This is a genomic window from uncultured Microbulbifer sp., from assembly GCF_913055755.1.
GTDB lineage: Bacteria > Pseudomonadota > Gammaproteobacteria > Pseudomonadales > Cellvibrionaceae > Microbulbifer.
Genome location: NZ_CAJXKH010000063.1, coordinates 1 through 23,228 on the forward strand (window position 1 = coordinate 1; position 23,228 = coordinate 23,228).

Here is a 23,228-nt window from a genome sequence, read left to right on the forward strand (position 1 = left end):
TGTTGGGCCACAGTTGCCAGCCGATATCGCCGTCGAGGGTGAGGGCAATGCCCTGGTCGGCGGCCAGCTGTACGATTTTGGGTTTGTACTGGTTGGCGTCGAGCCCGGCCAGGAACCAGGCGACAGCCCCGGCGAGCAGGGCGAAAAGAATAACGAGCGTGATAAGTCCGCGTTTGATCCAGGCCATACAGGCTAGTCCTTATTCTGGAAATTTCGGCATGGGAATTATGAAGTTGCCGCCACAGGTTGTGAAAACCTCTGGAGGCGGCGCTACCGGGTGCGATCTCGTGAGACACGCCGTGAACCCATCCCTGGGGGCTCTTCGAAAACATCCCTGTTTTCGAAGGTCTCACAAGATCGCACCCGGCATCGACGCCTTCGCATCCGGGAATGGTGGGTGCGAATCAACTCTGCAATTGCAGACTATTGAAGCAGGTGCCGGTCAGAAATGAAACCGTATTCCCGCTTCCACGCTGCGGCCCGCTTCCGGGGCGAAGTCCCGCAGCAGGGAGGTGGCGTTGCGGATCTCTTCATCCAGCAGGTTGCGGGCGTTGGCGAAGAGTACCGCGTCGTTACCGGCCAGGGTCAGGTTGTACTGGGCGCTGAGGTCCATGCGGGTGTAGGCGTCGGTGGCTTCCTCGAAGGCGCCGGGCTTCGTTTGCGCCAAGGCATGAGAAGTGCGCCACTGCCAGTTCCAGCTGTCATAGTCGCCGCCGAGGGCGAAGCCGTAGCGCAGCGGCGGCAGGCGCGGGACTTCGCTGGACTGGCCGGCAATGGCGTCGTCAAAGCTGGCGCGCACGCTGTCACCGAACAGGGTCAGGCTCAGGCTATCCGAGAGCGGGAACTGCACCGAGGCCTCGGCACCGTAAAAAGTGGCGTCGCGGTTGCTGTAGGCGTAAATGGGGAATTCACTCTCCGCGTCTTCCTGGCCCGAATTGGCGGCGTAGATATAGTCGGCGATGCGGTTGTAGAACACATTGGCCTCCACCTTGGCCGCGTGCCAGCCGCTGGCTTCCCGGTTGTGGTGGTGGTAGCCCAGCTCCAGGTTGATGGAGTTCTCGGTGTCCAGGTCCTCGCTGCCGATGATGTAGCGGGACTCGGCCAGGTGGGCGCCGTCGGCAAACAGTTCCTCTGCCACCGGTGCGCGCTCGGCACTGGTCAGGCCCAAGCTCAGGTGCTGGTGTTCGGCGAGGAAGTACTGCAGGGCGCCGGAAAGGCCCACCAGGTTGAAGTCCTTTTCCTGGCCGTACTCCGGGTCAACGGTGACATTTTCCAGGCGCGCGCCCAGGTCCAGGTGCCAGTCGTCCCACTCGCGTTCCTTCATGGTGAAGGCGCCGATGCTGTCGGTGACCGACGGGCGGATAAAGGCCTCGTCGCCGATCGCGGCAAAGTCCTTGCTGGACAGCTGCAGGCCGTAGGCGCCGCGCCACTGGCCGCCGTTGTCGTGGGTCACTTCTACCCGGCTCTCCCAGGTCTGGTTGGTAAAGCGGGTGCCGGGCTCGCCGTGCTCCAGCTCCACATGCTCGTAGTCGGTGTGGCCCAGGCGGAAGCTGAGCTTGTCCCAGTAGTCGTCGCCGAAGTCGTGCTCACCCTTGAGGTCATAGCGGGTCTGCGCCAGGTCGATGCGCACCGCCTCTTCGCCGTGTTCCTCGTGCTCTTCCTCGAGGGCCAGCTCTTCCTCGTGCTCCTCTTCTTCGTGATGCTCGTGGGTGCCCAGCGGGATGCCGTAGTTGTTTTCCAGGCGGTTGACCGATAAGCCCACAAAGCCGCTGTCGGTCACCCAGGACAGGCCGGCGCTGCCGCTCTTGGCGCGGGCGCTGGTGTTGCCCACATAGCCGTCGGTATTGAACTCTTCCTCGTGGGCCGCTTCGTCCGCGTGTTCTTCATGTTCTCCGTGCTCGCGGATGGCGAGCCCGGGGATCTGGGTGTCGCCGTTCTCGCGGTAGACCCCGTCCAGGTACCAGGCCAGATTGCCGGCGCCGCCCTGCAGGCGAAAGACTCCGGCGTCCTGGCTGTTGGCGGTGTCGTGGCGCATTTCCACCGCGCCCTCGAACTGCTCCGGTACCTCGCTGGGGATGCGGCCGTCGAGCACATTCACCACGCCGCCGATGGCGCCGCTGCCGTAGCGCAGGGTGGCCGGTCCGCGCAGTATCTCGATGCTCTCCGCCAGCAGCGGCTCGATGCTGGCGGCGTGGTCGGAACTGGTGTTGGAGGCGTCGGCGCTGTCCAGGTTGTCGCTCAGCACCTTCACCCGGTTGGCGCTCTGGCCGCGGATCACCGGCAGGCCGACGCCGCCGCCGAAGGAGGCGTTGGCAACCCCCAGCTGGCTGTTGAGGGTCTGGCCCAGGGTGGCGGCGGCGGACTTGCGCAGCGCATCGCCGTTCAGCACGGATACCGGTGCCGCCACCGCGTCGGCGGGCTTGGATAGGGGGGAAACGGTGACATTCACCTCTTCCAGGGATTCTTTGTTGGCCGACTGGGCGGACACAGAAGCGGAAAACGCGCAGGCAATGGCCAGCGCCAGAGTATTGACTCGGTACATGATTGTTATTCCTGTCACCGGCGCAGGCATACACAGGCCGCGCCGCAAAGCTCAAAACGGTTTTTGGATTAGCTAAGGGACAGGAGTGCGGGCGGGCCGCGGGCGGTCTGGCGCTCCGGCTGGCAGTCGCGGGCGACCGGGGCCTGTTGCTGGATATAGAGGGGGGCCAGATCGTCGCCGGCATAGGTGAACGGATTGCTGACCGCAGCGGGCATGTGGTTGAAGCAGATCTCGCACAGCTCGTGGGACTTGTCCTGGATATGAATATGCTCCGCCAGCACCGGCTGCGCGCAGATAAACGCGAACAGCAGTACAAGGCTGGCCCAGTAGCGGGTTTTGTTGCCGGGAGTCATATTCATGGGCGGTATGATATTTGAACGGGGCCGTGAATCAAGTTTCATCTGTGACTAACGGCCAATTTTCCGCGTATTTCGGCGTATAATTCGCGCCGTCTGTCTCAGAGGGTGGCAAATCTGCCGCGAACCTCGTAATCAAGATCGCAATCAAGGATGTAACAGCCCATGCGCACCGCCAGCGTCAATCGCGACACCCTGGAAACCAAGATCAAGGTCAGCGTCAATCTCGACGGCAAAGGCACCGGCAAATTCGACACCGGTGTGCCCTTCCTCGAACACATGATGGACCAGATCGCCCGCCACGGCATGATCGACCTGGACATCTCCTGCGACGGCGACATCCACATCGATGACCACCACACCGTCGAAGACATCGGCATCACCCTCGGCAAGGCCATTACCCAGGCGCTGGGGGACAAGAAAGGCATGACTCGCTACGGCCACGCCTACGTGCCCCTGGACGAAGCCCTGTCGCGGGTCGTCATCGACTTCTCCGGCCGCCCCGGGCTCACCATGAACGTGCCCTTCACCCAGAAGCGCATCGGCAACTTCGACACCGAGCTGTTCTATGAATTCTTCCAGGGCTTCGTCAACCACGCCCTGGTGACCCTGCACATCGACTGCATCCGCGGCTTCAACGCCCACCACCAGATTGAAACCGTATTCAAGGCCTTCGGTCGCGCCCTGCGCATGGCCCTCACCCCCGACCCGCGTATGGAAGGCGCCATGCCCTCCACCAAAGGCGTACTGTAAGGCCGGCAGGAGAACATCGCACCATGCAAAAAATCGTCGTCCTCGACTACGGCATGGGCAACCTGCACTCGGTTGCCAGCGCCCTGCAGAAAGTCGCCCCCGCAGATGAAGTGGTACTCGCCACCACCCCGGAGCAGGCCGAAGGCGCCGACCGCCTCATCGTCCCCGGCGTCGGCGCCATCCGCGACTGCGTGGAAGGCTTCATCCGCCCCGGCTTCGTACCGCTGCTGAACCACTGCATCGAATCCGGCATGCCGGTACTCGGCATCTGTGTTGGCATGCAAATCATGATGCACCGAAGCGAAGAAAATAACGGCGTCGACTGCCTGGACATTTTTCCGCAGCCGGTTAAGTTTTTCGGTACCGACCTGCAAGAAAACGGCGAGCGCTTGAAAGTTCCGCATATGGGGTGGAACCAGGTGCAGCAGACAGTCGACCACCCGATGTGGGCAAACATTGAAGACCGCAGCCGTTTCTATTTCGTACACAGCTACTATGTGCCGGCGGAAAACAACGAAGCGCTTGCGGGAGAAACCCGGTACGGGGTGAAACTCGCGGCGGCAGTTGCCCGCGAAAATATTTTCGCGACCCAGTTCCATCCGGAAAAAAGTGCGGATGCCGGGCTGCAGCTTTTGAAAAACTTTGTTGGCTGGAACGGCCAATTCTGAGCGCATTTGAAAAATCGCTCACGAAGCAAAAATCTATTCGCGAAGGCTGAGTGCCGGGTACGAGTTTTCAGAAGCGTCGGCGCCATGGACGGCGCCGACGCAGCTTACAGGGACGTATTCACAGCGGTTCTGAAAACTCGTACCCGGTGCTCAGCCGCCACCGGGCCTGCTTCAGGCAACTCGACCCGGGACCCAAGCAACAGGAAGTTATCCACAATGATCGTAATCCCCGCCATTGATTTGAAAGACGGCCAGTGCGTACGCCTGCGCCAGGGTGAAATGGAAGACGCTACCGTCTTCTCCGACGACCCGGTTGCCACCGCCGAACACTGGCTCAGCCAGGGCGCCAAGCGCCTGCATATCGTCGACCTCAATGGCGCCTTCGCCGGCAACCCCGTCAATGCCGACGCCGTCAACGCCATCGCCCGCCAGTTCCCCAAATTCCCGATCCAGATCGGCGGCGGCATCCGCGACCTCAAAACCATCGAATGGTACCTGGACGCCGGAGTGACCTGGGCCATCATCGGCACCGCAGCGGTAAAAAATCCAAAACTGGTGAAAGAAGCCTGCCGGGAATTCGAAGGCCACATCATCGTCGGCCTGGATGCCAAAAACGGCTTCGTCGCCACCGAAGGCTGGGCCGACGTCTCCGACGTACAGGCCACCGAACTCGCCAAACAGTTCCAGGACAGTGGCGTCAGCGCCATCGTCTACACCGACATTGCCCGCGACGGCATGATGCAGGGGGTCAATATCGAATCCACCCTGGAAATGGCCCGCGCCGTGCAGATCCCCATTATCGCCTCCGGCGGCGTCAGCAGCATCGACGACATTCGCCAGTTACTCGAAGCCAAGGACATATTTGGCGCTATCACCGGCCGCGCCATCTACGAAGACAAGCTGGATTTACGCGCAGCGCAGAAACTGTGTGACGAGTGGAAAGGGTAAACAACAGGAAAAATTTATGGGCCTCGCCAAACGCATCATCCCCTGTCTCGACGTCGACGCCGGTCGCGTGGTCAAAGGGGTAAACTTTGTCGACATCCGCGATGCCGGCGACCCGGTGGAAATCGCCCGTCGCTACAACGAAGCCGGTGCCGACGAAGTGACCTTCCTCGACATCACCGCCACCCACGAAGAGCGCGACACCACCTTGCATACCGTGGAAAAAATGGCCTCGCAGGTGTTTATTCCACTCACCGTCGGTGGGGGGGTGCGCACCCTGCAGGATATCCGCAACCTGTTGAATGCCGGCGCCGACAAAACCGCGATCAATTCCGCCGCGGTCAACAATCCCGAATTCGTGCGCGAGGCCGCCGACCGCTTCGGCAGCCAGTGCATCGTCGTCGCCATCGATGCCAAACAGGTAGGTGACAACAAGTGGGAGATATTCACCCACGGCGGCCGCAAGCCCACCGGTATCGACGCGGTGGCGTGGGCGAAAAAAATGGACGCCTACGGCGCCGGAGAAATCCTGCTCACCAGCATGGACCGCGACGGTACCAAGAATGGCTTCGACCTGGCTCTGACCCGCGCAATTTCCGATGCGGTATCGGTACCGGTGATTGCTTCAGGGGGTGTCGGCAACCTGCAGCACCTGGCCGACGGCGTGCTGCAGGGGGGTGCCGATGCGGTGCTGGCGGCGAGTATTTTTCACTTCGGGGAGTACACCATCGGCGAGGCCAAGGACTTCATGATGAAGTCCGGCATTGAGATGCGAATCTAGAACTTGGATGCATTGCGCCAGCGGCGTGCGCGCAGATTGCCAAACGGGCGCACGTTGCCCTTGTATTCCCTGACGGGATTGAGCAGTTTTTCCAGGGCGTTTGCGGCTTGCTCACGGCAGGCGTAGGGGCCGAAAGTCTTGCCCCCGCGCACGTTGAAGTACCATTCATCTTCGAGTTTGTAGAAGCGCTCAGCGCGGGGTGGGATAGTCTGGCCCTCTTCGCCACGGCGGTACTGCTGCATGACAACCTCACTGCTACTGCTCAAAAACCGGCACCTCTATTCAGCTTAGCCAAAAATCCGGTGCCGGGCGGGCAGTCAACGGCCCGCACCCCGCCTGTTACAGATCCTCTGCGCGAATGCGCGCTACCTGGCCTTCCGCCGCCTTGTCGGTGCTGATTTCATTTTTTACCGGTGCGCGGTGCACATACAGGTTCAGGCCTTTCAGTACATTCAGTGCCTCGAAAACCTGATTGTCGCGGCTGTACCAGTCATCGCGCTTTGACTTGGCGCGCTTGCGGTCTTCCGAACCGCTTTCGCTGCCGCCATTGCCGTTACCCAGGTGGCCGGCCAGGTCCGCCTCGGTGGTGCGCTCGCGCCCGTCCATACGGGTCACCGTCGCACGCTCCACGGTAATATCCGGTTTGATGCCCTGGGCCTGGATCGAGCGACCCTTGGGGGTGAAATACAGTGCAGTGGTGAGCTTGATGGCGCGCTCGTCATTGATCGGGATCACTGTCTGTACCGAGCCCTTGCCGAAACTGTCGGTCCCCATTACTACCGCGCGGCGGTGATCCTGCAGGGCGCCGGCGACAATTTCCGCCGCGGACGCAGAGCCGCCGTTTATCAGAACCACCAGCGGCGCGCCTTTGGTGACATCGCCGGGGCTTGCGGAATAGCGCAGGTTGGCGCTTTCATTGCGCCCCTCGGTATACACCACCAGCCCTTCTTCCAGGAAGGCGTCCACCACTTCCACCGAGGATTGCAGTACGCCACCGGGGTTGTTGCGCAGGTCGATCACCAGCCCTTTCAGTTCGCCTTCCTCGTTCAGTTTTTTCATCGCCCGCATCAGGTCGCCGCCGGTATCCAACTGGAACTGACTGATGCGCATGTAGCCGTAACCCTCCTCGAGGAATTCACTGCGCACACTGTACACGCGCACCTTGTCGCGCTTCAGGGTGACATCGAAAGGTTCCTTGTGCCCCTTGCGCCCGATGGTCAGAGTCACCTCGCTGCCCACCGGGCCGCGCATTTTCTCCACCGCCTCATCGAGGCTCACGCCGCGCATGGACTTGCCCGCCAGGCGCAGGATTACATCGCCGGCGCGCAGGTCGGCGCGGGCCGCAGGGGTGCCGTCCATGGGGCTGACAATGGTGATGTAGTCGTCCTCGATGCCCACCTCGATACCCAGTCCGGCAAATTCGCCGGTGGTATTCGCCTGCAGGTCGTCAAAGGAGCGGCTGTCGAGATAGGCGGAGTGGGGGTCCAGCCCCTGTAACATGCCCTTGATGGCGTATTCCAGCAGGGTGCTGTCGTCCACTTCGTTCACATAGCCCTGGCGTATCTGCTCGAACACCTTGGCAAAGCTGCGCAGGTCTTCCAGTGGCAGGCGGGAGCGCGCCTCGAGCGCACCGTTGGCGGTGTCTTCGACCTGGCTGAGTCCCATCAGCGGCAGGGCGGTAAGGGCTGCCACGCCAACTATACGGGCGAGCATCTTGGGGGTGAACATAGTCTGCGCATCCTTGGCATTTATCGTTACTTTCCATTGAGAATTGTAGACCCGGCACGGGGGCCGGTTTTCAACTTGGCGGGGAAGTGTACCGGGGCTGCGCGGGTGTGGCGGTGCCGGGCGCTAGCGCCGGCACCAGGCGGTGGGGTCCTGGGGCTTGCCGTTGCGGCGGATTTCGAAGTAGAGGCCGCTGTAGCTGAGGCCCCCGGTATTGCCTACCTTGGCAATGGTGTCCCCGCTTTCTACCCACTCGCCGATGGCGCGGGTCAGGGACTGGTTGTGGCCATACAGGCTCATATAGCCGTCGCCGTGATCGAGAATGATCAGCATGCCCTGGCCGCGCAGGTAATCCGCAAACACCACACGACCGCGGTGGATTGCCTTGACCGGGGTGCCTTCATTGGCGCGCAGGGTAACTCCGGTCCAGGTGATGCCGTTGGCGCGGCGCTGGCCAAAGGCGTTGGCGCGGCGGCCACTCACCGGCCACTCCATGCGCTTGCGGCGCTTGGCGAACGGAGTCTGGTCGCTGGGGTTCACCAGGTTGGCAATGGCGCGGCCCACCTCGTCCACCAGGCGCTGCAGACGGCTGCGGTCGCTGTGTAGCTGGTCCAGTTCACCGCTCTTGCTCGCCAGCTGCCGGGCCAGCTTGTCCAGGGTGCGCTGGCGCGACTGCTGGGCGCTGACCAGCTCGCGGCGCTTGTTTTCCAGCTGGTTGCGTTCGCGGGCGAGGGTGTCCTGTTCGCGCTGGATGCCGGTGCTGACGGTGGAGAGTTGTTCTAGGGTGGTGACGTAGTCGCCGATAACGCGGCTGCGTTGCTTGAGGAAGTAGTCGTGGTAGCGGAGTTGGCGGGCGATGTGCTGGGGATCTTGCTGGTTGAGGAGCAGTTTGACCTGCTCCTGGCGACCGAGTCGGTAAGCGGCGGCGACTTCCTGCTCGACCCGCCGCTGCATACTTCGCCGGGATTCCTCCAGCTGTTTTTCTTCCTGTTTCAGCTCCTGCAGTTTGTCGCCGCGGGTTTTCATATCCGACTTGATCTTGTCGATGCGCTGCAGCAGTTCAGAGATGTCTTTCTCGTTGGACTCCAGATCCTTGAGCAGCTGGTCGCGCTCGCCTTTGACCTGGTTCAGTTCCTGCTGCAGCGACTCGATGCGCTGCTTGATTTCATCCAGCCGCGCCTGCTGCTCCTCGTCGCTCGCCTGTGCGAAACAGGCGGGGCCGATCAGGAAGGATGCCAACAGGGCTGCAATGGCCAACGCGGAAAATTTCATGGGACTGCTTAACCTAACCTTGGATCAGTCAAATTTTACCAGCGGTTCACCGCTCATTTCTGCGGGCTGGGTCATGCCCATCAGCGCCAGCATGGTGGGTGCCACATCCGCGAGGCTGCCGCCGTCGCGCATGGTGACGTTGCGCTCACCCACATACACGAAGGGTACCGGCAGGGTGGAGTGCTGGGTGCTGACCTGGCCGGAGCCGGCGTCATACATTTCCTCCACATTGCCGTGGTCGGCGGTGATCAGCACCTCGCCGCCGGCGGCCAGGGCCGCCTTGGTGACGCGGTCCACGCAGGTATCCAGGGCTTCCACCGCTTTTACCGCCGCTTCGAACACGCCGGTGTGGCCGACCATGTCGCCGTTGGCGTAGTTGCAGATGATGGCGTCGAACTTGCCGCTTTCGATGGCCGCCACCAGTTTGTCGGTCACTTCCGGCGCGCTCATTTCCGGCTGCAGGTCGTAGGTCGCCACGTCCGGAGATTTGATCAGGATACGCTCTTCGCCGCTGTAGGGCTCTTCGCGACCGCCACTGAAGAAGAAGGTCACGTGGGCGTATTTTTCGGTCTCGGCGATGCGCAGCTGGGTCTTACCCTGATTCTGCAGGAATTCACCGAAGGAGTTTACCAGCGCTTCCGGGGGGAAGGCGCAACTGGCGTTGATATCGGCGGCGTATTCGGTGGTCATCACGAAGTCCGCGAGTTTCGGGGCTACCGCGCGCGGGAAGCCGTCAAACGCTGGGTCGGTAAAGGCGCGGGTCAGCTGGCGCGCGCGGTCCGGGCGGAAGTTCATAAAGATCAGCGCGTCGCCGTCTGCCAATGGCGCGGGGGTACCGATGCGGGTCGGCGCCACGAACTCGTCATTTTCATCGCGCTCGTAAGCGGCGGCGAGACCGGAAACCGCATCCGCGGCTTCGTATTCCGCGCTGCCCTGGGTGATCAGGTCGTACACCGGCTGCACCCGGTCCCAGCGGTTGTCGCGGTCCATGGCGAAGTAGCGCCCGGCAATGCTGGCGATGCGGGCATTACCCACGCTATCGCACACCTGTGTCAGGCGCGCCAGCGAGGGCTCGGCGCTGCGCGGGGCAGTGTCGCGGCCGTCGGTGAAAGCGTGCACGTAGATCGTCCTGGCGCCGCGCTGGGCCGCCAGGGTCACCATGGCAATGATGTGGTCCTCGTGGCTGTGTACGCCGCCTTCGGACAGAAGGCCCATGATGTGTACCGCACCGTTGCCGGCAATGGCCTTGTCCACCGCGGTGGTGTAGGCCGGGTTCCGGAAGAAGTCGCCGTCTTCGATGGCCTTGTTGATGCGGGTGAAGTTCTGGTACACCACGCGGCCGGCACCGAGGGTCATATGGCCCACCTCGGAGTTGCCCATCTGCCCTTCCGGCAGTCCCACCGCCATGCCGGAGGTGTGGATCAGGGTTTTCGGGCGGCTGGCCCAGATCTGGTCCCAGACCGGAGAGTTCGCCGCCGCGATGGCGTTGTGCTCGGTGTGCTCACTGAAGCCGAAGCCGTCCAGGATCAGCAGGACCAGGGGGCGTTTGGGCGAAGACTCGGATGCCATGGGATCGGAATTCCTGTGTTGGGTTGGTGGAAGATCATTCGGCGACATTGCCAGAATTCGGGACCTTTGCGGGTACCGTACAGCAGGTGGCGGATTTTAACCTGCTTTGGGGCTTCAGGTCAGCTTTTGATCAGTGGTTGCGGGGCCCGCTGGCCGAAATTTCTGGTTAATAATTGGCCATAGTCGTGTATACTCCGCCCCCTTCAAACTGGGCTGGCCTGCGGCCGTCCGGGAAATCGCGACCCGCAGGTCGCACACAACAACAATTTGGAAAATTTTGGGGGCGGAGTGGACTTTTTCGTCTTTATCAGCGAGCAGTGGTTGCTGGTGAGCCTGTTGGTGGCGCTGTTGTACGCGCTGGCCATTACCGAACGTCTGAAGGCGGGCAAGCCCGCGTCGGCCCACGAGGCCACCAGACTGATCAATGGTGACGAGGCGCGGGTGGTCGACCTGCGCGATCGATCCGAGTTCAGCGCGGGCCACATTGTGGATGCGATCCACATTCCCCACGGCGAAGTCGAAAAGCGCATCGGCGAACTGGCACCGTTCAAGGACAAGACCATCATCCTGGCGGACAAGATGGGCCAGCATGCGGGCCAGGTGGGTCGCCAGCTGAAAAAGGCCGGCTACACCGTGCGCCGCCTGGAGGGCGGTATGTCCGAGTGGTCGAACCAGAAATTGCCACTGGTGAAAGGCTGAACCATCAGCCGAACTATCAAAGATTGCGCGGCGGCGCCGCGCAACCAGAGCGCAAAGAGGTAAGAGATCGTGAAAGACGTCGTCATCTACACCACCCGATTCTGCCCCTTCTGTGTCCGCGCCAAGTACCTGCTGGACAATAAAAATGTGCCGTACACGGAGATTTCCGTGGACGGGGACCGGCAGTTGCGCGCAGAGATGACCGCCAAGGCCGGTCGCCATACGGTGCCGCAGATCTGGATCGGCGACCACCACGTGGGCGGTTGCGATGAGCTGATGGCCATCGAGCGCAGCGGCGAGCTGGACCAGTTACTGGCGTAGACGGTGCCCCCGGCAGAAGAAATTTTGCTTACATGCCTTGAAAGGGTATTTCGAGGCCCCCATAAGAAGACCCATACAGGGAGTCTTCTATCAGGGAAGGCAGCATATAAATCTATTAAGTGAACAGGCAGTAACATGGCTGAAGAACAAAACGGCGCAGCGGCGAACGCAGACGCACAACAAGTACAATTCGCAATGCAGCGCATCTACCTGAAAGACCTGTCTTTCGAGACTCCGATGGGCGCTGAGGTTTTCAAGAAGCAGTGGAAACCGGCAGTTAATCAGGAACTGAACACCAAAACCGCAAAGATCGACGAAGATCTTTACGAAGTGGCCCTGACCCTGACCATCACCGTCAAGCTGGAAGAAGAGACCGCTTTCCTGGTGGAAGTTCAGCAGGCCGGCCTGTTCGGTATCAAGGGCCTGGAAGGCCAGCAGCTGGCGCAGGCACTGAACACCGCGTGCCCGACCATCCTGTTCCCGTACGCCCGTGAAGTGGTCGACAACATCGTAACCAAGGGCTCCTTCCCCGCCCTGATGCTGCCGCCGATCAACTTCGACGCCCTGTTCGCCGCTGCCCTGCAGCAGGCCCAACAGCAGGCCGAGCAAGGCTCAGCAGAGAAAACCGACGCCTAATTGCCGGTTTTTCCAGAAAAAGGCTCCTTCGGGGGCCTTTTTTGTTTGCTGGCACCTTGTGGTGGCTGGCACCAGGTAGCAGAGCCGCCACCGCAGCTAACCAAGAAGCCCTCTCCAGGGAACCAAAAGCCGGAGCTCCGAAATGCAGTGGGACTTCCCCGAACCCTATATTCACAAGGTCCAGGTCAAAGCCGAGCATGTGGACGGCCTGCACCATGCCAACAATGCGGAGTACGTGCGCTGGTGCGAGCGTGCCGCCTGGGCGCACAGTGTGGAGCTGGGGCTGGATGTCACCAATTACCAGTCCATGGACCGTGGAATGGCAATCCGGCAGGCCGAGTACGACTATATACTGGCGGCCAGAGAGGACGATGAGCTGCTGATCGGCACCTGGCTGACCATGGTGGACGGCCGCCTGAATATGACCCGCAAGTTCCAGGTCTATCGCGCCGGCGACCAGGCGCTGGTGCTGCGGGCCACCTGGCAGATGGTGTGTATCGAACTCTCCAGCGGCAAACCCAAACGGATGCCGCAGACCTTCAAGGACATATACTGCCCGGCTGTGGTCGCAACCGAAACCCCGGCGGCGGGCGCATAGCCAGGCCTTGCAACCAGACCAGAAGGGGCGCCCATGACCTCCGAGAGCAAACCGACCACCCTTACCAAAAACACCGGCGCCCTCAAGGGCAAAACCATTTTCATCACCGGCGCCAGCCGCGGGATTGGCCGCGCCATCGCGCTCAAGTGCGCCGCCGACGGGGCCAATATCGCCATTGCTGCCAAGTCCGCCGAACCCCATCCCAAGCTTCCCGGCACCATCTACACCGTCGCCGAAGAGGTGGAGGCCGCCGGTGGCCGGGCACTGCCGATGCAGGTGGACGTGCGCGAAGAGCAGCAGGTGGCGGATGCCCTCAAAAAGACCGCCGACACCTTCGGCGGTATTGACGCGGTGATCAACAACGCCGGTGCCATCAACCTCACCAACGTCGAGTCCACGCCGCCCAAGCGCTACGACCTGATGCTGGATATCAACGCCCGTGCGGTCTACCTCACCGCACACCTGGCAATCCCCTATCTCAAACAGTCCCAGTGCGGGCATATCCTCAGCCTGTCGCCGCCGCTCAACCTGCAGCCACGCTGGCTCGGCCCGTTTGCGCCCTACGCCCTGTCCAAGTTCGGCATGACCATCCTCAGCATGGGGCTGGCAGAGGAACTGCGGGAGGCCAACATCAGCGTCGCCACCCTGTGGCCGCGCACCCTGGTGGCCACCGCCGCGATCGAGTTCGCGGTGGGCAGCCGCGAGATGTTCGAGCAGAGCCGCAAACCGATGATCATGGCGGATGCCGCCTACGAGGTGCTGATCACGGATAACAAGGGGCTGAGCGGGGCCCAGCTGATCGATGAGGAGCTTTTGCACGAACGCGGGGTGGAAGATTTTACCGAGTATGCGCACAATCCCGCCAAGGCCGATGCATTGGCCGTGGATCTGTTTCTCGACCCCTAGGTCAATTTGGGGGCGAGGGTGGTAGCGTGCACGCGGGGGGTATGACGTGGATAGCGATAACGAAACTTTTCTGGGCGCCATGGGTGCACTGGGTGACGTCAAGCCGCTGGCTGCGGAGCGCAAAACCGCGCCCCTGCGCAAGGATTCCCGGGACCCGCTGAACCAGCGCGCGCGCCGCGAGGCCGCGACCGCCCAGACCGCCCGCGAGCTGAACCCCCTGGGGGGCGAGTTTGTGGAGCCGGTGGACCCGCGCGACCCGATCGAATTCAAGCGCGACGGGGTGCAGAACGGGGTTTACCGCAACCTGCGCCTGGGCAAATACTCGGTGGATGCGCGCCTCGACCTGCACAACCACACCGTGGAAATGGCCCGCAGTACCCTGTACCAGTTTGTACGGGACTGCCTGGAAGCGGATGTGCGCTGCGCGCTGGTGACCCACGGCAAGGGCGAGGGGCGCAAACAGCCGGCGGTGCTCAAGAGCTGCCTCAATACCTGGCTGCCGCAGTTGCCGGAAGTGCTGGCGTTTCACAGCGCGCAGAAGCAGCACGGCGGCCTGGGTGCCACCTATATCCTGCTGCGCAAAAGTGAGCGCAAGCGGCAGCAGAATCTGGAACAGCATCAGCGGCGCAGCCGCCCGTAATTATTTTTTCCTGAATAGGAAAAATTCCTGTTTCGTCATTTGTTTGTAATCCCCGCCAGCTAATCTACACCCACAACGAATTGAGGCTTGTCGTGTTGCTTCATCGCTGCAACCGGAAAGTTTTCGTTGTTCTTCTCTCTTTGCATCTCACCATTGTTTGGTGTGTTTATGCTTCCGAGTTTGGAAGTGCCCCCGGTTGGGGGATTGGAATCGACATTCGCATTGCGAATAGAGACCCTTCTTGAATGCTTTAAGCGGCCCTGGTGGCCGCTTTTTTTATGCGCGTTCGTTTGCGGTGTAATCGGAATGTTAAGGCGCGGGGGGCGGGGCTTCGCTGGAGCGCTGGAACTCCACGCGGGTACCATCGCTACCGTGCAGCACCAGGACGTCGCCCTGGCGGCTGGCGCTATCCACCCGCGGCAGTGCCAGCAGATAATCGGTTTCCAGTTCGCTGCTTTCCCGCCGCTCGCCCATGCGGGAGATTTTCGGTGGTTTCAGCCAGTGGATGTTGCCGCTGTCGCTGAGGTCGAATTTTCCGAGATAGGGATTGGAGCCCGCACTGCCCCGCACAAAGCCGAGCTTGTCGCAGGTCAGGTAGGGACGGTCGCGCCACATCTTCTGCCAGAACATACGCGTCTTGTGTTCGCGACCGTCGACAACCAGGCTTTCAAGCAGCCACTGCTGTTCGCAGATATCCGCGTTGGATGCCTTTTGTAGGTTTGCAGGTTCGGCATCGCCGGCAAAGTGACCGCAGGCGGAAAGTGGCAGGGAGAGGAACAGTAACCCGCAGAGCCGGCGTCGGATCAGGCATTGAATCGGGCGTTGCGTTGAAGGTGGGCGCTGTAAGGGCATGAAGTCCTTCCGGTGGCTGTTTGCGCCATTTAACACGAATTTGACGCCGCAGTCTGTGACATTGAGCGCTGCCCGAATTGGTCACAGGCGCCAGTCGCCGGTTTGCCCGGTCCGCAACCGGCGGCGCGGTGTTCAGTGTTCGGCCTTGATATATTCGATGTAAATGTCGCCAGACACATCCCGCAGGATCAGTCGCCCGCCACCGCCCTTGACGAAGGCCTGGCGGGTGCCGGACAGGGCGCGCAGATACTGGTTTTCCTGGTCCATCAGCTGCGGAGGGCCCGCCTTCTTGGTGGAGGCAAAGCTGCCCGTATCCCAGAGGATCTGGCCGCTGTCGGTGACTTGCATGGCGCCGCGGTAGGTATTGATACCGCTCTTGCCCATTGCCTCGCCATCGCTGTTGCACAGGAAGGTAAAGGACTGCGGCTCATCCACCGGCACCACTTCCCCGTTCAGGCGCAGCCGGCGCAATTCCCACTTGCCGTTGCAGACACTGGGCAGTGAGCCGGGTGTCTGGGCAGGGGCGCTGTCACCGCTATCCATCCCCACACAGCCGGCAATCACGATACCCAGCCCAGCGAGCCAAACCATTAGCAGCCTGCTCATAGCATCCCTTCCCTGCTTGCAAATATCTAAAGCTTAGCTAGGGGCTGGAGATTTGCGTTGGCTGTGACGCCAAGCTGACGTCTAACTACGACTCCCGCACGCAGCGCACCACGATCTTGGTCTCCAGTTCGCGTTCGAAGCAGCGGAATTTGGTGCCGTTGACGTTGAGGGCGCGCGGGCTGCGCCTGGTTGATTCCTGGGGCTTCACCCGCAAATCCGGGTTGCCCATGTTGGGGGGGATGGCGCTGGTGAAAGCGCGGTTTGCGTGACTTTCCCTGGGCTCGGTTGCGGTGCAACCGGCGACAATCCCTGCCGCTACTGCCGCAGCCAGCAGAATACAACTCAATTTCTGCACGCTGATACCTCGGTAGCTGGTTGTCGAATGCGGCATATGCGCCGCCTTCACTCTTCAGGCTAGAAGAGTCAGCTGCCAAAGTGTGAATTTACGTGCCAATTTGTTTAAGGCCGCGCCGCAAGGAAATTTGTCGCGACAAAAAAGGGGCCCAATGGGCCCCAAGAAAATACGCAACACTGCGAGACGATGATTAGAAGTTGTAGCTGCCTGTGAGCGCGATAGTGCGGGGAGCGCCGTAGTAGCCAGTTACCCAGCCGAAGGCGTTGTAGCCGGCATTGCGGTAGGTTTCATCCGCCAGGTTCTTGCCTTGCAGGGACAGCTGCCAGTTGCCGTCGCCGCTGAAGTAGGTGGCGCCGGCGTCGATCAGAGTTACCGAACCCACATCCAGGGCACTGGGTGCAGCGTAGATCTGCATTTCACTGCGGTAGGATACGGAACTGTTCATGACCAGTTCGCCGCCGGCTACATCCATTGCGTAGCTCAGCTGGCCGAGAGCCGTTTTTGCCGGGCTGTACTGGAAGGCGCCCCACTGGTCGGCGATGTTCACACCCGCGTCCATCACGCTGATGTAGTCGGTATCGGTGTAGCCGAGCACGATATTGGAGGTCAGGCGGTCGGTAATGCTCGCCATCATTTCCAGTTCAAGGCCCTGGATTTCCGATTCACCCGCGTTCAGTACCGCACTTGAGAAGCTTTGCGTTGCTTCGGAGAAGGTCTGAACGGTTACCTGCATGTCTTCGTAATTGGTATGGAAGGCGGCAGCGTTCAGGCGGATGCGGTCATTGAACAGCTGGGATTTGAGGCCGAATTCATAGGTGCCCACGGTTTCCGGATCATAACCGTCCACGGTTTCCGGGTTTACGCTGGCGTCACCACGCATGTCGAAACCACCGGATTTAAAGCCCGCGCTGTAGCTGGCGTAGACCATTACATCATCGTTGATCTGGTAGTTGACACCAGCTTTGGGTGAGAACTGTCCCCACTCATCGCTGTTGCTGTAGTCGGTCAGCACCGCGTAAGGCGTGTCCATGGCGGGGGTGCCGTCGTAGCGGTCGGCAAACATGGGTGAGTACACACCGAGGTAGTTGCCCTTGAATACGTCCGCGGATTTTTCATCCTGGGTGTAACGGCCGCCCAGGGTGATGTTCAGCTTGTCGGTCAGATACTTTTCGTAGTTGGCGTATACCGCGAGACTCTGGGTGTCTACGTTGCCGGAAACGTTCTGGGTAATACCGTACATACCGAGTACCGCATCGAAACCACCCTCTGCGTTACCGTCGTAGTAGTAGATACCGGAAACCAGGTTGGCGGTGTCGCCGGCCCAGGACAGCTGGAATTCCTGGGTGAACTGCTCGTCCTTGTAGTATGCAGGTACGTCGAAATCCGGACGGTTGATACTGTCAAAGTCGATATTGGTTTCGGTATCGCCGGTGCGGCTGGAGGTCATGGATTTCAGGGTGATGCTGTCGGAGACTTTCCACTCCGCAGTCAGCGACATACCACCGGTTTCCACGGAGTTGTCAGACGGCATGTTGGATTCGTGATCGTACACGCTGTCCAGCGAGGTTTCGCTGCCGGTCGGGGCGTCGAACATCAGGTAGCCGTAGCGCGCATTGGAGTCGTCCTGGGTCTGGTCCGCGGCAAGGCGGATCCACAGATTTTCAGACGGGTTCAGCTCCAGAGAGACGCGGCCGCTGAGGATGTCCTTGTTGTAGTTTTCCGCGCCGGTCACGACGTTCTCGCCGTAGCCGTCACGCTGGTAGCTGGCCACTGCGAAGCCGATGGCGGCTGTGTCGGTCAGACCAGTCTGTCCGCTCAGCACCAGGTCGCGCTGATTGTAGGAACCGAGGCCACCGCGAATCTTGAATTCGGTGTCCCCGCTCAGCTTTTTGGTCACATATTTGACCGCGCCACCAATGGTGTTTTTACCGTAGAGGGTGCCCTGAGGGCCGCGCAGGACCTCAATGCGCTCAACGTCGAACACGTCCATTACCGCGCCCTGGGGGCGGGCTACGTAGACGTCATCCACATAGATACCAACGCCCGGCTCGAAGCCCCACAGCGGGTCCTGCTGGCCGATGCCGCGGATATAGGCGGTCAGGGTGGAGTTGGTGCCGCGGCTCACCTGCAGGGTGGTATTGGGGGTGAGCTTCTGGATATCGCTCAGGTCGGCGACACCGTTTTCAATCAGGGAATCTTCACCGAAGGCGGTTACTGCTACCGGTACTTCCTGCAGGGACTGCTCGCGCTTCTGCGCGGTTACGGTCACTTCTTCCAGGGCTCCCTCGGCGGCGAGGGACATATTGGCACCGCAGGCGAGCATGATGCCCACGGCGAGAGGGTTGAACTTTATTGTTTTGCGCATGGCTCTCTCCGATCACCAGTTATGGTTTTTATAAAAATGTTTCGGATTGCCACTGTATCCACTCGCTGTCCCTTTGCCTGCTAGACCAAGGTATGACGAACGGACGGTGGTTCGGGTGAGGACAAAAAACACACAATCGGTTAGTCTTCTGTGCAGAATACCGACAATATGGCGCGTAATCCATTATTGGATGCCAGCTGTGGCAGCAAAGGCCCCGGGGATGTGGCCTATAGCGCAAGAGTTCGCTGCCGGCTGGTCGAAATGTAACCAATGGTCACGGCGCGCCGAAAATAACGAAAAGAGAAATTCCATTGTTCAGTCTCACGCTGCTGGCCGCCGTCGGCCTCGCCTACCTGCTGCTGCTGTTTGCCATCGCCTTCTGGGGGGACCGGCTGCCGGCCGCGCGTATCCGCCCGGTAAAACCCCTGCTGCTGGCCTTGGCCGGCACCTACACCAGCGCGTGGATGTTCTTTGGCACCCCGGCCCAGGCGGTACACGAGGGCTGGCTGCTGCCGCCGACCTTTGTCGGAGCCAGCCTCATGCTGATCTTCGGCGCGCCGCTGCTGGTGCGATTTGTGCGCCTGTCCAAGCAGCAGGGCTCTACCTCCATTGCCGACTTCATCAGCGCCCAGTTCGGCGGATCCCAGTGGCTGGCGGCGGCGGTGGCGCTACTGGCGGTGGTGGCGGTGGTGCCCTACCTGTCGCTGCAGCTGCGCGCCGTGGCCGACAGCTTCCTGTTACTGGCAAACAGCAATGACATCAATGCATCGGTAGTGACCGCCGTGGTTGGCGTCACCCTCGGGCTGTTCGCACTGCTGTTCGGCACCCGGCATATCGACAGCAGCGTGCACCGAAACGGCATGCTGTTGGCGGTGGCCTTCGAGGCTGTGGTCAAAATCGGCGCGATTGTCGCGGTGGCCTGGTTCCTGCTGAATTCGGCCTTCGACGGTGCCGCCGACCTCACCCGCACCGCACTGGCCAGTGAGCGGGTGGCGGAACTGGCCGCCGCCCGCGGCGACGATACCGGGTTCTTCGCGGTGGTGGTGCTGGGCATGGCCGCCATCTTCTGCCTGCCGCGGCAGTTCCACATCCTGATGATCGAGAGTGACGACGAGCGCGACATCGGCCCGGTGCGCAAGCTGATCCCGCTCTATCTCGGCATCCTGTCGCTGGCCATTCTGGTGGTGGGCTACGGCGGCCTGCTGTGGTTGCCGGGCGTTGACGGCAATGGCGCGGGTTACAGCAATGCCGAACGCTTTGTGCTGGGGGTGCCGCTGGAGAGCGGCAAATCCTGGCTGGCGCTGCTGGCATTTATCGGCGGCCTGTCTGCCGGTTCCAGCATGGTGATCATCGCCACCATCGCCCTGTCCACCATGATTGCCAATACCATGATCGTGCCCTGGTGGCTGCGGCACCTGCAGCAGCGGCCCGCGGGTAAGGCCCTGGGTAGCGACCTGCGCCGGGTGCGGCGGGTAATCATCGGCCTGCTGATGCTGGCGGCATTTGGGGTCAACGAGGCCATTGGCCCCGGGGTTAGCCTCGGTACCTTCGGCCTGTTGTCGCTGGCGCTGGTGGCGCAGCTGGCACCGGCGATGGTGGCGGCAGTGACCTGGCCCTCGCACTGGCCCCGGCTGCGGGCACCGGCGGTGATCTGCGGGCTGCTGATCGGCTCTGCGGTGTGGGCGCTGTCGGCGCTGCCCGCCGCGCTGGGGCAGGTGGACAGTTTCGCGCTCTGGCTCGGCCTGGACTGGAGCCCCCTCAGTATCAGTTGTGTATTCGGGCTGGGCCTGAACGCACTGGCGCTGGTCGGCGTCTCCCTGCTGCAGGCCCGCCTGCAACCCGCCACCGGCGCCGCCGCAGCGGCGCCGGTGGACCGCGCCCGCCTGCGCCAGCTGTTGGCGCGCTTCGTCGGCGAAGATGCCGCCAGCCGCGCGCTGGCGCCGATGCTGAGCGGCAAGGACGGCGGTGTGTCCGCCCACGCCTACCGCGACGGCGTGGAAAAAATTCTAGCCGGCATCGTCGGCAGTACCAGTGCCCGCCGCCTGGTGCGCCAGTTGAGCGAATACGCCAGTGGCGCCCAGAACCTGGAGCAGGCCTCGGACATCTACCAGTTCGGCCGCGGGCTGTTGCAGAGCAGCATCGACAATATCGACCAGGGCATCTCTGTGGTGGATGCCAACCTCAACCTGGTGGCCTGGAACCGGCGCTATCTGGAGCTGTTCCGCTACCCCCAGGAGATGATCTACGTGGGCCGCCCGGTGGCGGAGCTGGTCCGCTACAACGCCAGCCGCGGTGAGTGCGGCCCCGGCGATGTGGAGGAGCACGTGCAGAAGCGGGTGGAACACCTGCGCAACGGCACCGCCTACCGGGTCCAGCGCCACCGCACCGACGGCGCGGTGCTGGAGATTCGCGGCAATCCGCTGCCCGGTGGCGGGTTTGTAACCACTTACACCGATGTGTCCGACTACCAGCGGGCACTGGCGCAGCTGACGGACATCCGCAGTTCCCTCGAGCACAAGGTGGCCGACCGCACCGCCGAGCTGGAAAGCGTCAACAACGAGTTGCAGGCACTGAACCTGGAGCTGCAGGCCGCCAGTGCTGGCAAGACCCGTTTTCTCGCCGCTGCCAGCCACGACCTGGTGCAGCCGCTGAACGCCAGTCGCCTGTTTCTGGATGCCCTTGCGGCGCGGGAGCTGCAGGAGGACAGTCGCCAGCTGCTCACCCGCGCCGACAGTGCCCTAGCTGCTGCCGAGCAGTTGATCACCGACATGCTGCAGATTGCGCGCATGGACGCCGGTGATATCCGCCCCGCCCTGGGGGCGGTATCCCTCGACAGTATTCTCGACGACGCGGTGGCGCAGGCGCGGATCGCCGCCCACAGCCGTGGTATCCACCTGCGCTACCGGCCCTGTCATTTGTGGGTGCGCAGCGACGAAAAGATGCTGCGCCGCATCGTGCAGAACCTGCTGGACAATGCGGTGAAATACACCCGCAGCGGCGGTGTGCTGATTGGCGCCCGCCGGCGCGGGCAGGCGGTGTCGCTGGAGGTGTGGGATACCGGTGTCGGTATCGCCGCAGCGCAGCAGCAGGACGTGTTCCGCGAGTTCTGCCGTCTGACCCAGAAAGATATTTCCGGAGGTGCGCAGCGCCAGCAGGGCTACGGCCTTGGCCTCGCCACGGTGGAGCGCCTGTGTCGCCTGCTGCACTCTCCCATCTCCCTGGCTTCCCGGCCCGGCCGCGGCAGCGTATTCAAGGTGCAGCTGGCGCTGACGGCGCCACAGGTAAATACCCGCGCGCTGGCGGGCGCGGCGGCGAGCCGCGGTGCGCGGCTGGACCTGCAGGTGCTGTGTGTGGACAACGAGCCCTCGATTCTCGAGGCCATGGCGGCATTGCTGGAAGGCTGGGGCTGCCGGGTGCAGTGCGCGCGGGATCGCGAGCAGGCGCTCGCCTGCGCCGAGCCCGACCTGCTGCTGATGGATTTCCATCTGGACGACGGCGACAACGGTATCGACCTCGCGGCGGAGCTGCTGGCCCATTGGGGCGGCGATGTGCCCTGCGTGATCATCTCCGCGGAGAATACCAATACGGTGAAAAACCGCGCGCAGCAGGCGGGCTGGCAGTTCCTGCAGAAACCCCTGCGCCCCGCGGCACTGCGCGCACTGCTGCAGAAGTGGCAGAAGCGCCCGGCCGGGGCAGTCGGCGGGCTTGCGGAACCTGCTACCAAGGTCGTATAGGCAAGGCGGGGCGGGCAGCGCAGTCTGAGATCAAATCCCGCATGCTGTGCGCGCCGATTCCGGTGCCGAGTGAACAATAAAAAGTGGTCCCCCACGGGGCAAAAGTGAGAGCGATGAAAAAATACCTGTTGGAAATTCTGATGTTCAGCGCCTACGCGCTGTTCGCCGCCAGCTGGGTTTCCGGCGCCATGCTGACGCCGGCGATCCAGTCTTCATTTGGTGAAGAGGGCTTCGCCAATGCCACCTGGGGCAGCAATGTCATCACCATCGCCAAGATCGTCGGCAACCTCGCCGCTGCCGGCCTGCTGATGCGTCTCGGCGCCAAGCGCGCCTTCACGCTCGCCATCGTACTGATTGCGGCCGGTGGTTTTGGCGCGCTGGCAGAAAGTTACAGCGGCTGGCTGATGTCCCGTCTCGCCCTGGGGCTCGGCGGCGCACTGGCGATTGTGTATTTCGCCCCGGTGGTGCTGCACTATTTCTCGGCGCAGGAGCGGCCTCTGATCAACGGCATCAACGCTGCGGCCTTCAATACCGGCAACCTGCTCGCGCTGTTGTCTACCGGCGCACTGAGTGTGTGGCTGGGAAGCTGGCAGTCGGTAGTAACGCTGTACGGGGTCATGGTGCTGGCGCTGGGCGTGCTGTGGTGGCTGAGTGCGGAAAATTTCTCCCTGTCCGGTGGTGGCGACAAGCCCCAGGAAAAATACGGCCTGAAAGAGGGAATGCGCGAGGGGGTTAACTGGTGGCTGCCGCTGGCATACTGCGGCGTGCTGTTCTGTTACATCGCTGTGTTTGCCCTGTTCCCGCTGATCGACGGATTCGCGGTGTCCAGCAGCCACCTGTCGGCGGTGATGATTGCCGCGGGCATGGTGGGAACCGTGGCCGGTATCATCGTGACCAAGCGCTAC

Annotated in this window: 23 protein-coding genes; 12 read left to right on the forward strand and 11 right to left on the reverse strand. The window is 62.0% G+C overall.

Features of this window, described 5'->3' with window-relative positions; all coding sequences use genetic code 11:
* The 3 genes from QZ511_RS11415 to QZ511_RS11425 form a co-directional block, all read right to left on the reverse strand.
* A partial coding sequence (locus QZ511_RS11415; RefSeq protein WP_295802466.1) for a hypothetical protein occupies positions 1-187 on the reverse strand: 187 nt, incomplete at its 3' end.
* A 255-nt stretch (positions 188-442) separates the two neighbouring features.
* Positions 443-2,542, reverse strand: a complete 2,100-nt coding sequence (locus QZ511_RS11420) for a TonB-dependent receptor plug domain-containing protein (RefSeq protein WP_295802468.1) — start codon at positions 2,540-2,542, stop codon at positions 443-445.
* 68 nt (positions 2,543-2,610) lie between these two features.
* Entirely contained in the window at positions 2,611-2,901 is a 291-nt protein-coding gene (locus QZ511_RS11425) for a hypothetical protein (protein WP_295802469.1), read from the reverse strand.
* Positions 2,902-3,063: 162 nt separating this feature from the next.
* Here QZ511_RS11425 and hisB point away from each other — a divergent pair, with 162 nt between their 5' ends.
* The 4 genes from hisB (at position 3,064) to hisF (ending at position 6,045) form a co-directional block, all read left to right on the forward strand.
* Positions 3,064-3,651 carry an imidazoleglycerol-phosphate dehydratase HisB gene (gene hisB / locus QZ511_RS11430; protein WP_295802471.1) on the forward strand — a complete coding sequence of 196 codons (588 nt, stop codon included), beginning with the start codon at positions 3,064-3,066 and terminating at the stop codon, positions 3,649-3,651.
* A gap of 23 nt (positions 3,652-3,674) precedes the next feature.
* On the forward strand, positions 3,675-4,319 hold the full coding sequence (gene hisH, locus QZ511_RS11435; RefSeq protein WP_295802473.1) for an imidazole glycerol phosphate synthase subunit HisH: 645 nt from the start codon (positions 3,675-3,677) through the stop codon (positions 4,317-4,319).
* Positions 4,320-4,535: 216 nt separating this feature from the next.
* On the forward strand, positions 4,536-5,267 hold the full coding sequence (gene hisA / locus QZ511_RS11440) for a 1-(5-phosphoribosyl)-5-[(5-phosphoribosylamino)methylideneamino]imidazole-4-carboxamide isomerase (protein ID WP_295802475.1): 732 nt from the start codon (positions 4,536-4,538) through the stop codon (positions 5,265-5,267).
* A gap of 16 nt (positions 5,268-5,283) precedes the next feature.
* Positions 5,284-6,045 (forward strand): imidazole glycerol phosphate synthase subunit HisF, encoded by a 762-nt coding sequence (gene hisF, locus QZ511_RS11445; RefSeq protein ID WP_295802477.1) that lies wholly within the window; start codon positions 5,284-5,286, stop codon positions 6,043-6,045.
* Here hisF and QZ511_RS11450 read toward each other — a convergent pair.
* The 4 genes from QZ511_RS11450 to gpmI all read right to left on the reverse strand — a co-directional run bounded on the left by QZ511_RS11450 (position 6,042) and on the right by gpmI (position 10,611).
* A complete protein-coding gene (locus QZ511_RS11450; protein ID WP_295802479.1) occupies positions 6,042-6,311 on the reverse strand; it encodes a DUF6316 family protein in 270 nt (89 codons plus the stop codon). The genes hisF and QZ511_RS11450 overlap by 4 nt on opposite strands.
* Before the next feature lie 73 nt (positions 6,312-6,384).
* The gene (locus QZ511_RS11455) at positions 6,385-7,773 is read right to left on the reverse strand and encodes a S41 family peptidase (protein ID WP_295802480.1); all 1,389 of its coding nucleotides are present in this window, start codon (positions 7,771-7,773) and stop codon (positions 6,385-6,387) included.
* Between the two features lie 123 nt (positions 7,774-7,896).
* Positions 7,897-9,042 carry a peptidoglycan DD-metalloendopeptidase family protein gene (locus QZ511_RS11460; RefSeq protein WP_295802482.1) on the reverse strand — a complete coding sequence of 382 codons (1,146 nt, stop codon included), beginning with the start codon at positions 9,040-9,042 and terminating at the stop codon, positions 7,897-7,899.
* Positions 9,043-9,066: 24 nt separating this feature from the next.
* Positions 9,067-10,611 (reverse strand): 2,3-bisphosphoglycerate-independent phosphoglycerate mutase, encoded by a 1,545-nt coding sequence (gpmI, locus tag QZ511_RS11465; RefSeq protein WP_295802484.1) that lies wholly within the window; start codon positions 10,609-10,611, stop codon positions 9,067-9,069.
* A gap of 288 nt (positions 10,612-10,899) precedes the next feature.
* On the opposite strand from gpmI, the gene QZ511_RS11470 reads away from it, so the two are divergent.
* The 6 genes from QZ511_RS11470 to smrA all read left to right on the forward strand — a co-directional run bounded on the left by QZ511_RS11470 (position 10,900) and on the right by smrA (position 14,411).
* On the forward strand, positions 10,900-11,310 hold the full coding sequence (locus QZ511_RS11470) for a rhodanese-like domain-containing protein (RefSeq protein ID WP_295802486.1): 411 nt from the start codon (positions 10,900-10,902) through the stop codon (positions 11,308-11,310).
* 69 nt (positions 11,311-11,379) lie between these two features.
* Positions 11,380-11,631: a glutaredoxin 3 gene (grxC, locus tag QZ511_RS11475; protein WP_295802488.1), complete on the forward strand. Its 252-nt coding sequence runs from the start codon at positions 11,380-11,382 to the stop codon at positions 11,629-11,631.
* A gap of 135 nt (positions 11,632-11,766) precedes the next feature.
* Positions 11,767-12,267 (forward strand): protein-export chaperone SecB, encoded by a 501-nt coding sequence (secB, locus tag QZ511_RS11480; RefSeq protein WP_295802489.1) that lies wholly within the window; start codon positions 11,767-11,769, stop codon positions 12,265-12,267.
* A gap of 142 nt (positions 12,268-12,409) precedes the next feature.
* Positions 12,410-12,865 (forward strand): thioesterase family protein, encoded by a 456-nt coding sequence (locus tag QZ511_RS11485; RefSeq protein ID WP_295802490.1) that lies wholly within the window; start codon positions 12,410-12,412, stop codon positions 12,863-12,865.
* Between the two features lie 33 nt (positions 12,866-12,898).
* The gene (locus QZ511_RS11490) at positions 12,899-13,771 is read left to right on the forward strand and encodes an NAD(P)-dependent oxidoreductase (RefSeq protein ID WP_295802491.1); all 873 of its coding nucleotides are present in this window, start codon (positions 12,899-12,901) and stop codon (positions 13,769-13,771) included.
* Positions 13,772-13,817: 46 nt separating this feature from the next.
* Complete coding sequence (gene smrA, locus QZ511_RS11495; RefSeq protein WP_295802493.1) at positions 13,818-14,411, forward strand: DNA endonuclease SmrA; 594 nt, start codon at positions 13,818-13,820, stop codon at positions 14,409-14,411.
* A 309-nt stretch (positions 14,412-14,720) separates the two neighbouring features.
* Here smrA and QZ511_RS11500 read toward each other — a convergent pair whose 3' ends face one another.
* The 4 genes from QZ511_RS11500 to QZ511_RS11515 all read right to left on the reverse strand — a co-directional run bounded on the left by QZ511_RS11500 (position 14,721) and on the right by QZ511_RS11515 (position 18,589).
* On the reverse strand, positions 14,721-15,263 hold the full coding sequence (locus QZ511_RS11500; RefSeq protein ID WP_295802494.1) for an META domain-containing protein: 543 nt from the start codon (positions 15,261-15,263) through the stop codon (positions 14,721-14,723).
* Between the two features lie 132 nt (positions 15,264-15,395).
* Positions 15,396-15,869 (reverse strand): META domain-containing protein, encoded by a 474-nt coding sequence (locus QZ511_RS11505; RefSeq protein ID WP_295802496.1) that lies wholly within the window; start codon positions 15,867-15,869, stop codon positions 15,396-15,398.
* An 85-nt stretch (positions 15,870-15,954) separates the two neighbouring features.
* The gene (locus QZ511_RS11510; protein ID WP_295802497.1) at positions 15,955-16,260 is read right to left on the reverse strand and encodes a hypothetical protein; all 306 of its coding nucleotides are present in this window, start codon (positions 16,258-16,260) and stop codon (positions 15,955-15,957) included.
* A 154-nt stretch (positions 16,261-16,414) separates the two neighbouring features.
* Positions 16,415-18,589 (reverse strand): TonB-dependent receptor, encoded by a 2,175-nt coding sequence (locus QZ511_RS11515; RefSeq protein ID WP_295802499.1) that lies wholly within the window; start codon positions 18,587-18,589, stop codon positions 16,415-16,417.
* Positions 18,590-18,900: 311 nt separating this feature from the next.
* Here QZ511_RS11515 and QZ511_RS11520 point away from each other — a divergent pair, with 311 nt between their 5' ends.
* Both QZ511_RS11520 and QZ511_RS11525 read left to right on the forward strand, forming a co-directional pair.
* Positions 18,901-22,323 (forward strand): PAS-domain containing protein, encoded by a 3,423-nt coding sequence (locus tag QZ511_RS11520; RefSeq protein ID WP_295802500.1) that lies wholly within the window; start codon positions 18,901-18,903, stop codon positions 22,321-22,323.
* 113 nt (positions 22,324-22,436) lie between these two features.
* Positions 22,437-23,228: MFS transporter (locus QZ511_RS11525; protein ID WP_295802501.1), on the forward strand; the 792-nt coding region annotated here is incomplete at its 3' end.